We start from the raw sequence: 14,399 nt of genomic DNA on the forward strand, positions 1-14,399 counted from the left end.
GAGGTCGCGGACCGGCTGATCGAGGCCCGGGCCGCGGTGGACCTGCGGTACGTCGTCTTCGGTTCCACCCCACACCCATGCCGAACTGGGCTACCAGCGGTACCAGCGGCCCTTGCGACCGCCACTGGCGGGCCGGATCACGAAGCCGAGCAGCCAGACCACCAGCACGATGACGGCGATCCACCACAGGGCCTTGAGAGCGAAACCGGCGCCGAACAGGATCAGCGCGAGAAGCAGAACGAGAAGCAGGGGAACCATGTTTATCAACCTCCGAGCCCTCGTATGCCCTGCCGGAATCCCGCCATGCACCACAAACCCGTTCGTTTACATGGTTCTTATACGGTTAGGCGAACACGCCGCTCGACGTGCGGCGGACACCGGGTCACAAGAACCGGCGGATGGGCTGGGCGGTCGCTTCACGGGCCCGTTGGACCAGGGAGCGTCTCTTCCACCGGCCCGCCCGGATCAGCTCACTGGCTGCCGCATCAGCGTCGAAGTGCTCGTCCAGTGTGGCGGTGAACTCCGGGTCCAGGACGGCGAGCATGACCTCCTCGTCGTGATCGAGGGAGCGCCGGTTGAAGTTGGTCGAGCCGATCAACGCGGCGACGTGGTCGACGGTGATGACCTTGGCGTGCATCATCGTCGGCTGGTACTGGTAGATCTTCACCCCGCTGGCGATGAGGTCCTCGTAGTGGTGCTGGCCGGCCAGCTGGCAGACCCGCTTGTCTGTGTGCGGCCCGGGCAGCACGATCTCTATCTCGACCCCGCGCCGCGCGGTGGCGCACAACAGCTCGATGAAGTACGCGTCCGGTGAGAAATAAGCGGTGGCCAGGCGGACGCGTTCCTCGGCGGACTCCAGCATCACGCGGATCAGGGTCTGCATGTCCTGCCAGCCGAAACTGGCCGAACCGCGCACCACCTGCACGATGGCGTCGCCCTGGGGGCGGTGCTCGATGAACCGGTCCCGGTCGTCGAAGAGCGCGTCGTGGCACTCGGCCCAGTTCTGTGCGAACGCCGCGGCGACGCCGTCCACCGCGGGGCCGCGGACCTCGACGTGGGTGTCGCGCCATTCGCGCGGGTTGCGGGCGTTGCCGCACCACTCCTCGGCGATCCCCACTCCACCGGTGAAGGCGGTCTCCTCGTCGACGACGAGGACCTTGCGGTGGCAGCGGTGGTTCTGCTTCAGCGGTGAGAGGTACAGCGGCTTGCGGAACCACGCCACCTGCACCCCGGCCCGCTCCATCGCCCGCAGCTGCTCGGTCTCGATCAGCCGGCTGCCGAACCCGTCCAGCAGCAGCCGCACCCGTATCCCGGCGCGGGCCCGCTCGGCGAGGGCCTGGGCGAACTGTCGGGCTATGTCACCCTTCCAGTACACGAACGTCATCATGTCCACCGTGTGCTCGGCACGGCGGATGGCGGCCAGCATCGCGGCGAAGATCTCGTCCCCGTTGCGCAGGACGGTGAGCGCGTTGCCCTCGGTCGCCGCGATCCCGATCAGCCGCTCCAGGCGGCGCCGTATCCGCGCGACGCGGTCCTCGGTGGACGGAGCATCCGGCGCTTCGGTCCTGTGCGGGGACAGCTCGGGCGGTTCTTGCGTACTGGTCATGGCCTTCCCTGGCCGGAACACGACGAGGGACGTCAGGCCGCGGCGCCCGGTCCGGCACGGGCTGAGCAGCGAGCCGACTGTACCCCCGGACCCTTGGGCGGCCGGTCCCGGCGCATGCACCGTGGTTGGCGGGGCAGGCGGCAGACACGCCTCACCCCAAGGAGCCCCTCATGATGATCGTCGGCATCGTCGCCGTCTGTATCGTTCTGGCCGTCCTCGCCTTCTTCGTCCCCCGCCTGTCCCGGCACCCCGAACGCGGCACCCAGCGCACCCTGGGAGCCGGATCACGCGCCGGCGGCAAAGCCCCCGGCATTCTGGGCCGGATCTTCAGCAAGCCTTTCCGCAGCAGCTCCAAGGCGGTGGGCCGCAGCGGCTCCGCCGGCCGCAGCGCCCGGGGCCGCATGCCGTTCTGAACCCATGGCCGGACAGGACCCCGGCGAGCGAAGCTCCCGCGGTGCCGCGGCGGCGGCCCGACCCTCCTCGGCTCGGGTGCCCGCCGCACGGCGACCGGCGGCAGACGCCGAGGCGCGGGCCCTGGCCGACGACGCACGCACTTCTCGCCCATGCTCGAGGGACACGGCGTCGCGGGGACACACCCTTCGTCGACATCCTCAGAGTCCGCAGAAAGGTCTCGATGAACGAGCCCAGCTCCGCTCCCTCGGGCGCAGGTACCACCCACCCGGCAATCGACACCCACCTCGAGATCCTGCTTCGTCTCGTCGAGGCACAGCCGGGGTCCAGTATGGCCATCTGCCTGACCACGCCGGGCGGAGTCATCGCAGGTCATCTCGGCAGCGCCGACAGTTGGGCCGACCGGTGGCGCGACGTCGTGTCGGCGGCCACCGGGGCTGAGGACCGCAGTGATCACATGGCGCAACTGGCCCATGCCGTGCAAGCGTCCACGGAACGGACGGAGAAGGTCGCGACGGGCGGACTGCATGCGTTCATCCACCTGCTGGACGTCACTTTCCTGTCCGTGCCCGGTGACGTCACAGCCCGCTTGTGGCGCGGAAGGGTCTCCGATGTCTCCGGCTGGTCACTCGGTACTCCTCCTCCGGCCGCTTCCACGGTCGATCCGGCCGATCACTGATCACGTGGTCGGCCTGGGATGTGATCACGACGAGGCGGCGGCCACCAGCTCGCGCACGTTCTCGACGCTGCCGCAGCCGGACTCCAGATACCGCGCACGTGCCTTCCGGAACGCCTGCCCCAGCTCGGTGCGGCGGTCGTCGCCGACGTTCTCCCGGGCGTCATTGAGCAAGGTGCGCTCCTCCTCGTCCGCGTGGTGATTGACCGCCGTGACGAGTTCTTCCAGCTTTTCCTCCCACTCCTCGGAAGCGGTGTCCCCCACCTCCAGCAGAGCCAGTAGCGCTTCGTTGGCTTCGTGGTGCTCGTGGACGCCGTGGTCGACATCCTCACCGTCGACGTTCTTGTAGCGCCGCAGGGCGGGATAGACCTCGTCCTCCTCGGCCGAGGCGTGCGCGACGAGCAGGTCCGCGAACTCCTCCAGAGCGGTGGCACGGTCGGCTTCGACGTTGCGCAGGGTACGGAAGAGGTCTTCCATGCGGCGGTGGTCCTGCAGGATGAGTGCGACGACATCGGTGGACGACACAGGGACTCTCCTTACTTCGTGTAACAGCGATCCGGTCTGGCGGACACCCGGGTTTCCGCGGATGAGGACGACATCCTGGCCGGCGGCTCAGCTGCTGGTGAGCATGCCTTCCCGCAGGCGGGCCAGCAGACGCGTGATGAGCCGCGAGACGTGCATCTGGGAGCAGCCGAGGCGTTCGCCGATCTCCTTCTGCGCGAGTTCGTCGACGAACCGCCAGTGGATGATCTGCCGGTCGCGCTCGTCAAGCTCGGCGATCATCGGGGCGAGGGCGTGGAAGTCCTCGACCAGCTCGAGAGCGACGTCGTCGGCGCCGATGAAGTCCGCCAGTGCCGACTCGCCGTCCTCGCCGCCGTTGACGGCCGCGTCCAGGGAGGCGGAGTTGTAGCCGTTGGACGCCACACGGGCCTCGATGACCTCGGCCTCCGGCAGGCTCATCAGCTCCGAAAGTTCTTTGGTGGTGGGGGTCCGGCCCAGTCGGCTGTGCAATTCCTCGGTGGCGCGGGCCAGCTGGACACGCGCCTCCTGCAGTCGGCGCGGCACGTGCACAGCCCAGGAAGTGTCCCGGAAGAACCGCTTCATCTCGCCGACGATGTACGGCACGGCGAAGGAGGTGAACTCCACCTCGCGGGTCAGCTCGAACCGGTCGATGGCCTTGATCAGGCCGATCATGCCGACCTGGACGATGTCCTCCATCTCCTGCGGCCCGCGGCTGCGGAAGCGGCCGGCCGCGAAGCGGACCAGGGACATGTTCATCTCGATCAGCGTGTTGCGCGCGTACTGGTACTCGGGCGTGCCCTCCTCCAGCACCGCGAGCTGGTCGAAGAACAGCTTCGACAACTCCCGCGCGTCCCTGGGCGCCACCTTGGACGGGTCCACGATCGGGGGTATCGCGGTGGTGCGCTCGGCGGTCTGCAAGGTGGTCGTCATGATCTTCCCTCCCGGTCGGCCGGCCCGGTGACAGCTGGCTCACGGACCGGCGATGCACCGCTTGCCCCGTCCCCGGCCATGTATGCCACCCACCATCCGGCCCGGAGCGTTTCCGACGGTCCGGAGTCCGGAGTGAGGCGAAGCCGGCGTGCGTGATGGCGGGGGGCCGACCGGTACGCCGCATTAGACTCCGCAGCCGGAAGGAGTTTCCTTCTGCCCTTGCTGAGCCGAGGCGGCCGGCAGTCGGCTGACGGATGTCGAAGGAGTCCGAAGGTGGATGCCCTGCATGCGCTGCCTGGGAGGGCCGCGTTGGAGGTGAGCTCGTTGTCCGGTCGTTCCGGGATACGTGCCCGTGGTGAGATCAGTGTCCTCACCCGTCCGTCCTGGGAGCAGGCCCTGGCCGAGCTGGCCCGGCGGCACGCGGACGTGTCATACGTGGAGTTGTCGGATGTGGCGTTCGTCGACGTGGCCGGGGTGAGCGCGCTGGCGGTCACCGCCATGAATCTGGCCGACGGGCGGGTCGTGGTCGAGCATCCCCCACCGCAGCTGCCACGGGTTCTGAAGATGTTCTGGCCGGGCCTGGACCGGATCGAGGTGACGCCGCGATGAGCACGGTGACCACCCACGAGGCATTCGTGCACCCCGCCCTCTTCTACCGCACCGAACAGGAGTACATACAGCAGACGGCGTCGTTCCTGCGTGAGGGCCTGGCCAACGGCGAGCCGATGGCCGTCGCGGTGCCCGGCCCCAACCTGGAACTGATCAAAGCCGCGCTGGGCGCGGACGCCGAGGGCATCACGTTCCTGGACATGACCGAAGCCGGCCGCAACCCGGGACGGATCATCCCCAAGGTGCTGCGCGGGTTCGCCGACGCCCACCCCGAGGGAAGGGTACGGATCATCGGCGAGCCGATCTGGGCAGGCCGGTCCGAGGTGGAGTACCCGGCGTGCGCGCAGCACGAGGCGCTGATCAACGCCGCGTTCGAGGGCAGGGCGGTGACGATCCTGTGCCCGTACGACGAGTCCCGGCTGGACGCGGACGTGCTGGCCGATGCGCGCATCACCCATCCCACCGTCATCAGCGGCGACGGCCGTCAGACGGTCAGCGACGTCTACGACTGGGAAGCGGTCGTCGCCCGCTACAACGAGCCGCTGCCGGCCGTGCCGGATGCGGCGGTGTTCTCCTTCGGGGAGAAGGAGCTTCCCGCGGTGCGGCTCTTCGCCGTCGATGAGGCCATGCGGCTGGGCCTGGCCGGGGAGCGGCTGCTGGATGCGGAGCTGGCGGTGTCGGAGCTGACGACCAACAGCGTGGTCCACGGCGGCGGCCGGGGAACGCTGGCGATCTGGTCGCAGGCCGGCCAGGTCGTGGTCGAGGTCCGCGACGCGGGGCGGCTTGCCGATCCGCTCGCCGGGCGCCGCCCGCCGGAGCGCGGGCAGATCGGCGGGCGGGGGCTGATGCTGGTCCACTACGTGACCGACCTGGTACGCGTGCACACCGGTGAGGACGGCTCCGCCGTGCGGTTCTACCTCGGCCTGTGAACAGCCCGGGCGGCCGTCCACAGGGACGGCCGCTCACGGGTCCGTCTTCGTTTCATCTGCTCGGCCGGTCTATCCTTCCTCCACATCGTCGGCCGTCCGGGCCGACGGCAAGGAGCGTGGAAGTCATGCCGCAAGCGGGACACGCGGCCAGGCGGGGCGACGTCCCCGGGCAGCGGCCGGCGCTCAGCGCCGGTGACGAAGCCGCCCGGCTGGAGGCGGTACGCCGCTACGACATCCTCGACACCCCGCCCGACGGCGCGTTCGACCGCATCGCGGCGATGGCCGCCCGGCTGTTCAAGGTGCCGGTGGCGAGTGTGACGATCGTGGACGAGGACCGGGTCTGGTTCAAGGCCGCTCACGGCCTGGACGGTGTCAGCGAGATCAGCCGCGAGCCCGGGCTGTGCAGCTCGGCGGTCCTCACCGACGACACCCTGGTCATCCCCGACACCCTGAGCGACCCGGCCGCCTGCACCAACAGCCTGGTCACCGGCCCGATGGGCGTGCGTTTCTACGCCGCCGCGCCGATCATCAGCGCCGACGGGCACCGGCTGGGCACCGTCAACATCCTGGACACCAAGCCCCGCTCGATCACCCGTGACGACACCGCCACCCTTGCGGATCTGGCCGGGATCGTCCTGGACGAGCTGGAGATGCGGCTGTCGGCCCTGAACACCGTGCGCGCCGAGCAGGAACGCCGCAGGGAGCAGGAGGAGGCGCGGAAGCGGGCCGAACGCGACAAGGCCGACCTCGCCACGCTCGCCGCGACCCTCCAGCGCACCCTGCTGCCGCCCTCCCTGCCGATCGTGCCGGGTCTGGAGCTGGCCTGCCACTACGCCACGGCCTCACCGCAGGACGTCGGGGGCGACTTCTACGACGTCTTCCCCCTGGACAAGGACCGGTGGGCGTTCTTCCTCGGCGACGTGTGCGGCAAAGGCCCCGAAGCCGCCGCGGTGACCTCCCTGACCCGCTACACCCTGCGGGCCGCCGCCCTCATCGACCCCGACCCCGTCCCCGTCCTGCACGCGCTCAACAGCGCACTGCTGCTCGACCCCGCGGTCGGCACCCGGTACTGCACCGCCGTCTTCGGCATCCTCGCCCCCGGAGCGGACGGCTCCTTCACCGTCACCGTCGCCACCGGCGGCCATCCCCCGCTCTACCACCTGCGCCCCGACGGGACCGGCTGCCTGGCCGACCCGGTCCACCCCCGGGGCGGCATGCTCATCGGCGCCCTGCCCGAGGCCCGCTTCGCCTCCCACACCTTCCGCCTCGCCCCCGGCGAAGCGCTGCTGCTCTACACCGACGGGCTCACCGAAGCCCGTACCCCGGACGGCACGATGATCGGCGAGGAGGGCCTGGCCCGTTTCCTGACCGGCCGCACCCGGCCGGTCAGCGCCACCGCCCTCATCGAGGACACCATCGCCCTCATCGACGCCCTGCCCGAGGGCGCCGACGACGACGTCGCCCTGCTCGCCCTGTCCGTCCCCACTCCCGACACCGCCGCGGACGGCGCCACCGCCGTCGCCCACACCATCGCCCCCGCCTGCCCGCAGCCGAAGAGCCGCCCGTGAACCCCGCCGTCCACCTGACCTGCCAGCACACCGAAGGCGACCTCGCCCTGGTCGCCGTCACCGGTGAACTCACCCACACCACCGCACCCCTCACCCGCGCTCAGGCCCTCGACCTGATCGCCCAGGGCCACCGCCACCTCATCCTGGACATGGGCCAGGTCACCTTCTGCGACTCCGCCGGCTTCAGCGCCCTGGTCGGCATCTGGCGCTGTGCCCAGGAAGCAGACGGAAGCCTCGTCCTGGCCGCCGCTCCCGACCGGCTCGTCCGCATGCTGCACCTCACCGGTCTCGACGAACTCCTGCACAATCACCCCACCCCCCACGACGCCCTGGCAGCCCACGCCGCCCGGCACGGCGGGTAGCCGCGCTCCGCGACCACCCGCCGCACGCACGTGGCCGCGGGCAACGCCGCAGCGTCCGTCGACGCCGGGACGTCGGGCTCCGGTTCCGACGGTGACGCGGCGTACGGCCGTCGCCTCGGTCCGGCCCCTGCCCGGGGACCCTTCCTAGGGCGACCCGATGCGCCCGTGCGGCCGACACCGGCGGCTCCTGGCGCTCGGCCCCGTGCTGGTGGCACGCGGCGGAGAACGTGCCGGGCGGCGGGTCATCCTCTTCGGCCTCACCGCCGTGGGCCTCTGCCTGTCGACAGCCGCGCTGCAAGCGGACTCCCTGCCGAGGGATGCGGTAACCGCCTCATATCCGCCACGTGCCCGCTGTACGCGGCGCATCGATAGAACTCAAGCCGGATCGAGGGGCCGGTTCCGCCCTTCGGCCGCGGGTCCGGCCGCCCTGTCGTCGGGCCGGCCGGGTACGAGGGCGAGGCCGAGGAGGGGGGTCGTCGCGAGGACCAGCCAGGGGGCCGGGCCCGGGTGGTCGAGGAGGGCGCCCGCGGGGGCCGCCGTGGCGAGGACCACGAGGCCGGCGAGTGAGGAGAGCGCGCCGGTGGACAGGCCGAGGGCGCGCTCGTCCACGAGGTCGGGGAGGAGGGCCCGGGTCGCGGGCAGCACCAGCATCTGGCCGAAAGTGAGCAGGACGGTGAAGGTGACCGCCGCCCAGAGACCCTCGTACGACCTGAGGGCGGCCGTCGCGGTGAACGCGGCGGCGATCAGGAGGAGTCCGGCGCGGATCATGTCCGGACTGTCGAGCCGGGCGGCCGCGAGCCGCTCCAGGGGGCCCGAGCCGAACACGACCAGGGCGGAGGAGAGGGCGAACAGCCAGCCGAGGGCGGCCTGGGAGCCGGTGGCCCGGTCCAGTTCGGCGGGGAGGGCCAGATAGAGCTGGTTGTACGCGAGGAGGTAGGTGGAGTAGGCGAGCGCGAGGCGGAGGAAGCGCCGTTCGCCCAGGACCGTCCGCCACTCCCCCGGGCGCCTTTCCCGGCCGCCGCCCCGGGGCATGAGGCGTACGTGGGCGACGAGGACGAGTGCGAAGACGCCCGCTCCGGCCAGGCAGGCCGTACGGAAGTGGGCGTCACCGGCTCCGTGCAGGAGCAGCGCGCCGACGACCGGGCCGAGGAGGGCGCCGGCCTGGCCGCCGGCCGAGAAGCGGGCCAGGGTCCGGGTGCGCCGGGGGCCGCCGGCGCGCTCGGCGCGGAGCGCCTCGCGGGCGATCTCGGACTCGACGGCCGGGGAGAAGAGGGCGGCGGCGAAGCCGACGAGGACGACGGCCCCGGTCACCGTCCAGGCGCTCGCCGCGAGGGAGAGCCAGCCGAAGCCGGCGATCCGGAGGGCGCAGCCCGCCAGGACCACGGGCCGTGGGCCGTACCGGTCCGTGAGCGCCCCGCCGACCACGAAGAGGCCCTGCTGGCTGAACGTCCGCAGGCCCAGGACGAGTCCGACGAGCGCGCCGCCGAGTCCCAGGGTGCCGCCGAGGTGGTCGGCGAGGTAGGGCAGGACGGCGAAGAAGCCGACGTTGAAGGCGAACTGGCTGGAGACGAGGAGCCGGGCGAGGGGGGTCGGGCGGGTCACGCGGCGAGCTTTCCTTCGCGCATGGTCAGGACGCGGTCACAGATGTGCCGGACGGCCGCGTGGTCGTGGGAGATGAGGAGACAGCCGACTCCCAGGGTGTCCTGGAGGTCCATCAGGAGGTTGAGGACGCCGGCCCGCAGGGAGGGGTCGAGGGCGGAGGTCGGCTCGTCGAGCACGAGGAGCTCGGGGCGGGTGGCCAGGGCCCTGGCGATCCCGGCGCGCTGGCACTGCCCGCCGGACAGTTCGTGGGGCAGCCGGTCGCCGTGCGAGGGGTCGAGCCCGACGAGGCCGAGGAGTTCGGCGACGCGCGCGGGGCCTTCGGTCCGTGTCCAGTGGCCGTGCACCCGTAGGGGTTCGGCGATCTGGTCGCGGACGCGGCGGCGCGGGCTGAGCGCCCCGTAAGGGTCCTGGAAGACCGGCTGGAACCGGGGTCGCAGCGCCCGCAGTTCACGCTCCGGCAGGGTCGTGAGCTCGACGCCGTCGAACCGGACCGATCCGGCGTCGGGGCGCAGCAGCCGCAGGACGGCGGCGGCCGTGGTCGACTTGCCGCAGCCGGAGGGGCCGACGAGGCCGACGGTCTCGCCGGCGGCCACGTCGAACGACACCCCGTCGACGGCGGTGCGGGCGCCGTACCGTACGACGAGGTCGCGTACCTGGAGCAGGGCGTTCACACGGCCTCCCGGAGGGGGTGGTGGCAGGCGACCCGGCGCCCGTCGACGGTTCTCGGTCCGGGGTCCTCGCGGTGGCAGAGGGCGGTGGCGTCCGGGCAGCGGGGCGCGAAGGCGCAGCCCTCGCCCGTGGCGCCCGGGACCGGTGGCGCTCCGGCGAGGACGGGCAGCCGGGAGCGGTGCGGCAGCCCGGCCGTGGGCAGTGCGGCGAGGAGGGCGCGGGTGTACGGGGCCGCCGGGCGCCCCAGTACCCGCTCCACCGGGCCGAGTTCGGCGATGCGGCCCGCGTACAGGACGGCCGCCCGGTCGGCGTGGCGGCGTACCGCCTCCAGGTCGTGGGTGACGAGCAGCAGGGCGGCCCCGGCCGCCGCGCACCGCTCCCGCAGGAGGGTGAGGACCCGCTCCCTGCGGTCGGGGTCGAGCGCCGTGGTCGGCTCGTCGGCCACGACGAGGTCGGGCCCGTTGACCAGGGCCAGCGCGATCACGGCGCGCTGGCGCATGCCGCCCGACAGGGCGTGCGGGTACGCGGCGGCGGCTTCCGGGGCGAGGCCCGTGTCGGCGAGCGCCCGCCGGGCGGCCGCGCGCGCCTCGCGACGACCGAGCCCCTGCACGGACCGTACGGACAGGGCCAGTTGGTCCTCGACCCGGTGGACGGGCGAAAGCGCCGACAGGGCGTCCTGCGGGATCCGGGCGATACGGCGCCCGAGGTCGGCCGGGGTGACGGGGGCGCCGTGGAGCAGCACCCGGCCGGAGACGGCGGCCGTGCGGGGCGCCATGCCGAGGAGGGCGCGGGCCGTGAGCGACTTGCCCGCGCCGGACTCGCCGACCAGGGCGAAGACCTCGCCCGCGTACACCTCGAAGTCGATCCCCCGGACGGCGCCGACGCCCCCGAAGGAGATGTGCAGGGCGTCGACGGCGAGGAGCGGGTTAGTCCGTGGGGGCGGCAACGGGACCAGCCTTTCTTGAACGGGCTGCGGGAGACGCGCTGTTGGAGAGGCTGACAGCCAAGGCGGCGAGCAGCGCGAGCGCTACCGCCGGGGCGAGCGCGGCGGCGGGGGCCCGTTCGACGTAGTCCGCCGACTCGTCGAGGAGCAGGCCCCACTCGGGCGAGGGCGGCTGGGCGCCGAGGCCGAGGAAGCCGAGCGAGGCGAGGGCGAGGGCGACTCCGGGCAGCCGCAGTACCGCGTGCCGGGCCACGGGGCCCGCCACCGAGGGCAGCACGTGCCGCGTCGCGATCCACCACGGGCCCGCGCCCAGGGCGCGTTGGGCCTGGAGGAAGCGGGAGGCGCGTACCTCCTGGGCGAGGGCCGCCGCGTGAGCGGCGAGCGGCGGCCAGGACACCAGGGTCACGGCGAGCGCCGCCGCGCCCGCGCCGGGACCGGTCACGGCCGCGACGAGCAGGCCGACGATCACCGGCGGCAGGGCGTTGGCGATGTCCGCGAGGCCGGCCGTCGCACCCGGCAGGAAGCCGAGCACGAGGGCGATCAGACAGCTCAGCGCGGTCACCGCGGCGGCGGTGCCGACGGTGGCGGCGGCGCCGTGCCCGAGTCGGGCGAGGACGTCCCGGCCGAGCGCGTCCGCGCCGAGCGGGTGCGCGGCGGAGGGCCCGGCGAGCCGGGAGGCGACGTCCACGGCGTACGGGTCGCGGAGCAGCCCCCAGCCGATCACGCCCGCGAGCACGGCGGCCAGGAGCAGTGGAACCACGGCGGACATCCGCGTCGGCGAGGGCCGCCGGGGCGGCGGCAGGCTCAGGCCCGCCTCGCGCAGCGCGGGGCCGAGCATCCGGCGCCGTACGAGCGAGGCCGCGCCGCCGACCAGCAGGCCGAGGACGAGGAGGGCGAGCACACAGCCCTGGAGCAGCGGCAGGTCCTGCGCCTTGGCCGCGCCGAGCGCCGTACGGCCGATGCCGGGGACGGCGAACACGGTCTCGACGGCGACGGCGCCGCCGGTGAGTCCGACGACCACGAGGCCGAACTGCGGGACGAGCGGCGGCAGGGCGCGGCGGAGCGCGGCCTGGGTGATCCGGGCGCGGCCGGTTCCGGCGCCGCGCCACAGCTCCACCCACGGTTCGTCGAGGACGGCGGGGACGGCGTCGGCGACGAGCCGGCCGAGCAGGCCGCCCGCCGGGACCCCGAGGGCCAGTGCGGGCAGCACCAGGTGGGCCGGTCCGGCCCAGCCGGAGGTGGGAAGGAGGCCGAGCCACACGCCGGCGACGATGAGCAGCACGAGGGCGAGCAGGAACTCGGGCAGCGAGGTGAGCACCGCGGCGACCGCGCCGGCCGTCGGGCGGCCCCGTACGAGCGTGGGCGCGGCGAGCAGCGCGCCGATGACGAGCGCGACGGCCAGGGCCGCCCCCATGAGGGTCAGGGAGACCCCGAGGCCCGCCACGACGGAGGGCAGGACGTCGGTGCCGGAGACCCAGGAGGCCCCGAGGTCGCCCCGGAGCAGCCCTGACACCCATCCGCCGAGGAGCCCCCACGGCCCCGCGTCGAGCCCGAGGTCGGCGCGGATCGCGGCGAGCGCCTCGGCGGTGGGCTCCTGCTCGGCGGACCGCGCGCGCAGCAGCCCGAGCGCGGGGTCCTTGCCGGAGAGCCACGGCAGCAGCCCGACGACGGCGAGGAGGGCCGCCAGGGCGACGGCCCTGGCGGCGACACCGGCGAGGGCGGGCCGCCGGCGGGTGGGGGCCGTCTTCCCGCGGGTGGGGGCCACCTTCCGGCTGGTGGGGGCAGCTTCGCGGCCGGTGGGGGCAGCCTCGCGGCCGGTGGAGGCAGCCTCGCGGCCGGTGGAGGCAGCTTCGCGACCGGTGGAGGCAGCTTCGCGGCCAGAGGCAGCTTCGCGGCCGGTGGAGGCAGCTTCGCGGCCGGTGGAGGCAGCTTCGCGGCCGGTGCGGGTGGCCCACCGCCCGGAGGCGCGGGTGCCCTCTTCGTTACTCATGCCCGGGGCCTCGTCAGGAGGTTCTTGACCGTCAGGGCCGTGGCCATGAGCCGCCTGGCCGCCAAGGTCGTCACCGCGGGTGACTTCACCGTACGTGGGTGTCGACGGTGACGAGTTCGCGTTCGCGGGGGTCGTGCGCGGCGTCCACCACATGCGCCGCGTCGCCCTGGATGACGCGCTCGTGCAGCAACGGCACGGCCGCGTCCGTGGCGAGTACGGCGGCCTCGGCCGCGATCACGGCCCGGCGGCGGGAGTCGCCGGTCGCCGTGCCGGTCGCGGCGGCGAGCGCCCGGTCGACGGTGGGGTCGGCGAGCTGGGCGATGTTGAAGGAGCCGTCGCCCGCGAAGTCGCTGTAGAGGTACGCGGCGGGGTCGCCCGAGTCGAGGACCGTGGCGCGGGAGAGGACGAACGCGTCGAACTTCCCGGCGAGCGCGTCGGCCTCGATGGTGGCGTACTCCCGTACGTCCAGCTTCACCGTGAAGCCGGCCTTCTGGAGCTGCTGCTGGAGGAGCTGGGCGACCTCGGGGAGTTCGGCCCGGTCGGTGAAGGTCCCGATGGTGACGGTGGCGCCCTTGGGGGTGGCGGCCGCGTGGGGGCGGCGGGCGGGGGTGCGGAGCTCGGCCGCCCAGGGCAGGGCGGGGCCGAGAAGCCCGCCGGCCACGTCGGCGCGGCCCTCGTACACCCCGGCCACGAGGGCGCGCGCGTCGACGGCCTCGCGGGCGGCGGCGCGCAGGGCCGGGTCCTTGAACGGGCCCCTGCGGGTGTTGAGGTAGAGGGTGTTGGTCCGGGGCATGGGGACCTCGGTGATCAGCTTCGGGTCGAGGAGGCGGGCCTGGGAGACGGGCACGGCCTCGACGATGTCGGCCTCCCCTGCGCGCAGGGCGGCGGCGCGGGCGGTGCCGTCGGGGACGTACCGCACGTCGATGCCGGCGGCCTTGGCGCGGCCGCCCCAGTAGGAGTCGTACCGGTCGAGGGTCGCGGAGGAGGTGCCCTCGGCGCGGACCAGGACGAACGGTCCGGTGCCTGCGCCGACCGGGTTCACGGTCCGGCCCCGGTAGGCCTTGGCGGCGAGGATCGACAGCTGCGGCGAGCTGAGCCGCTGGGGGACGAGGGGGTCGGCGGTGCCGGTGGTCACGGTGAGGGTGCGGGGGCCGGTGGCGCGGGCGGTGAGGGCGACGCCGTCGAGGATGCGGGGCTTGGGCGAGGCCTTCGCCGCCGTGGTCAGGGAGCGGACGACGGCCTCGGCGGTCAGGGGCGTCCCGTCGTGGAAGGTCACGCCCTCGCGGAGGGTGAAGGTCCAGGTCGGGCCGGTCTGCCGCCAGGCGGTGGCGAGGGCGGGTTCGGCGTTGCCGTCGCGGTCGAGCCGGACGAGGGTCTCGGCGGTGGACCAGCGGGAGAGCTTGAAGGCGTCGTCGGAGAGCGGCGAGAGGCCTGAGCGGGGCGGCTGCATCATGGCGACCCGGAGGCGGCCGTCGGCGGAGGTCTCGCCGACGCCCCTTGCCCCCGTTCCCGTGAAGCAGCCGGTGAGCAGGGTCGCGGCCACCGTGGTGAGGGCGAGCGCGGCGAGCGGGCGACGGCGGTG

At 73.3% G+C, this 14,399-nt stretch carries 15 protein-coding genes; 6 read left to right on the forward strand and 9 right to left on the reverse strand.

Features of this window, described 5'->3' with window-relative positions; translation table 11 throughout:
- Positions 1-90: 90 nt before the first annotated feature.
- Together ABT034_RS28640 and ABT034_RS28645 are read right to left on the reverse strand one after the other, a co-directional pair.
- Positions 91-258 carry a hydrophobic protein gene (locus ABT034_RS28640; protein WP_351219954.1) on the reverse strand — a complete coding sequence of 56 codons (168 nt, stop codon included), beginning with the start codon at positions 256-258 and terminating at the stop codon, positions 91-93.
- 124 nt (positions 259-382) lie between these two features.
- Positions 383-1,606 carry a phospholipase D-like domain-containing protein gene (locus ABT034_RS28645; protein WP_351219955.1) on the reverse strand — a complete coding sequence of 408 codons (1,224 nt, stop codon included), beginning with the start codon at positions 1,604-1,606 and terminating at the stop codon, positions 383-385.
- Between the two features lie 170 nt (positions 1,607-1,776).
- On the opposite strand from ABT034_RS28645, the gene ABT034_RS28650 reads away from it, so the two are divergent.
- Complete coding sequence (locus ABT034_RS28650; protein ID WP_351219956.1) at positions 1,777-2,019, forward strand: DUF6411 family protein; 243 nt, start codon at positions 1,777-1,779, stop codon at positions 2,017-2,019.
- Positions 2,020-2,240: 221 nt separating this feature from the next.
- The gene (locus ABT034_RS28655; RefSeq protein ID WP_351219957.1) at positions 2,241-2,696 is read left to right on the forward strand and encodes a GvpU-like protein; all 456 of its coding nucleotides are present in this window, start codon (positions 2,241-2,243) and stop codon (positions 2,694-2,696) included.
- A gap of 24 nt (positions 2,697-2,720) precedes the next feature.
- Here the strand turns inward: ABT034_RS28655 and ABT034_RS28660 are convergent, their stop codons facing one another.
- Together ABT034_RS28660 and ABT034_RS28665 are read right to left on the reverse strand one after the other, a co-directional pair.
- Positions 2,721-3,218, reverse strand: a complete 498-nt coding sequence (locus ABT034_RS28660) for a hemerythrin domain-containing protein (protein ID WP_351219958.1) — start codon at positions 3,216-3,218, stop codon at positions 2,721-2,723.
- An 87-nt stretch (positions 3,219-3,305) separates the two neighbouring features.
- Entirely contained in the window at positions 3,306-4,145 is an 840-nt protein-coding gene (locus ABT034_RS28665; protein WP_351219959.1) for an RNA polymerase sigma factor SigF, read from the reverse strand.
- Positions 4,146-4,460: 315 nt separating this feature from the next.
- Between ABT034_RS28665 and ABT034_RS28670 the strand changes: the two genes are divergently transcribed.
- From ABT034_RS28670 to ABT034_RS28685, 4 genes are all read left to right on the forward strand, one after another.
- Positions 4,461-4,754 carry an STAS domain-containing protein gene (locus ABT034_RS28670; RefSeq protein ID WP_351220014.1) on the forward strand — a complete coding sequence of 98 codons (294 nt, stop codon included), beginning with the start codon at positions 4,461-4,463 and terminating at the stop codon, positions 4,752-4,754.
- Positions 4,751-5,683: an anti-sigma factor RsbA family regulatory protein gene (locus tag ABT034_RS28675; protein WP_351219960.1), complete on the forward strand. Its 933-nt coding sequence runs from the start codon at positions 4,751-4,753 to the stop codon at positions 5,681-5,683. The genes ABT034_RS28670 and ABT034_RS28675 overlap by 4 nt, the downstream gene beginning before the upstream one ends.
- Positions 5,684-5,808: 125 nt before the next feature.
- Positions 5,809-7,251, forward strand: a complete 1,443-nt coding sequence (locus ABT034_RS28680) for a PP2C family protein-serine/threonine phosphatase (protein ID WP_351219961.1) — start codon at positions 5,809-5,811, stop codon at positions 7,249-7,251.
- Positions 7,248-7,613 carry an STAS domain-containing protein gene (locus ABT034_RS28685; RefSeq protein WP_351219962.1) on the forward strand — a complete coding sequence of 122 codons (366 nt, stop codon included), beginning with the start codon at positions 7,248-7,250 and terminating at the stop codon, positions 7,611-7,613. The genes ABT034_RS28680 and ABT034_RS28685 overlap by 4 nt, the downstream gene beginning before the upstream one ends.
- Positions 7,614-7,988: 375 nt before the next feature.
- On the opposite strand, the gene ABT034_RS28690 is transcribed toward ABT034_RS28685, so the two are convergent.
- From ABT034_RS28690 to ABT034_RS28710, 5 genes are all read right to left on the reverse strand, one after another.
- Positions 7,989-9,215, reverse strand: coding sequence for an MFS transporter (locus ABT034_RS28690; protein ID WP_351219963.1), 1,227 nt, complete (start codon positions 9,213-9,215; stop codon positions 7,989-7,991).
- A complete protein-coding gene (locus tag ABT034_RS28695; RefSeq protein WP_351219964.1) occupies positions 9,212-9,886 on the reverse strand; it encodes an ATP-binding cassette domain-containing protein in 675 nt (224 codons plus the stop codon). The genes ABT034_RS28690 and ABT034_RS28695 overlap by 4 nt, the downstream gene beginning before the upstream one ends.
- A complete protein-coding gene (locus ABT034_RS28700; RefSeq protein WP_351219965.1) occupies positions 9,883-10,830 on the reverse strand; it encodes an ABC transporter ATP-binding protein in 948 nt (315 codons plus the stop codon). The genes ABT034_RS28695 and ABT034_RS28700 overlap by 4 nt, the downstream gene beginning before the upstream one ends.
- The gene (locus ABT034_RS28705; protein WP_351219966.1) at positions 10,811-12,817 is read right to left on the reverse strand and encodes an ABC transporter permease subunit; all 2,007 of its coding nucleotides are present in this window, start codon (positions 12,815-12,817) and stop codon (positions 10,811-10,813) included. The genes ABT034_RS28700 and ABT034_RS28705 overlap by 20 nt, the downstream gene beginning before the upstream one ends.
- An 85-nt stretch (positions 12,818-12,902) precedes the next feature.
- A complete protein-coding gene (locus ABT034_RS28710) occupies positions 12,903-14,360 on the reverse strand; it encodes an ABC transporter substrate-binding protein (RefSeq protein ID WP_351220015.1) in 1,458 nt (485 codons plus the stop codon).
- Positions 14,361-14,399: the final 39 nt, after the last annotated feature.

Origin of the sequence: Streptomyces sp. NPDC002773, assembly GCF_040295605.1 — a bacterium.
Lineage (GTDB): Bacteria > Actinomycetota > Actinomycetes > Streptomycetales > Streptomycetaceae > Streptomyces.